Origin of the sequence: Aphanothece microscopica RSMan92 (genome assembly GCF_046613545.2) — a bacterium.
Taxonomy (GTDB): Bacteria; Cyanobacteriota; Cyanobacteriia; order PCC-6307; family Cyanobiaceae; genus NIES-981.
This window is the reverse complement of the sequence record NZ_JBKKKY020000654.1, coordinates 1-396: the sequence shown is the minus strand read 5'-3', so window position 1 is coordinate 396 and position 396 is coordinate 1. Positions and strand designations below refer to the sequence as shown.

1 protein-coding gene is annotated in these 396 nt (G+C 71.2%); it reads left to right on the top strand.

Going from position 1 to position 396, the window contains the following annotated elements; all coding sequences use genetic code 11:
- The coding region (locus tag ACLD7X_RS19495; RefSeq protein ID WP_411425330.1) for a hypothetical protein at nucleotides 1–396 on the top strand (396 nt) is incomplete at both ends.

The window sequence follows — 396 nt, the reverse complement described above, 5'->3', positions numbered from 1 at the left end:
ACGGCAGAGCTGGACTCGACGGGCGGCGTCACCCTGACGGCGAAGCTGGGCCCGGTCGACACGCTGGCGATCAGCGGTGACGGTCTTGTCACCGTGGGCGGGGCTGCCGACCTTGCCGTCGGCGTCACGACAATAGCGCTGTCCGAAACGGCATCGCTGAGCCTGTCGGCGGCGGATGCCGATCTGCTGGCGGCGGTCACGGGCACCGGCAACGCCGTGACGGTGACGGCGCTGGAGGACGCGCCGACTGCCGACCTGAGCGGGCTTGAAGACGCGTTGGCGGTCACGGCAGAGCTGGACTCGACGGGCGGCGTCACCCTGACGGCGAAGCTGGGCCCGGTCGACACGCTGGCGATCAGCGGTGACGGTCTTGTCACCGTGGGCGGGGCTGCCGAC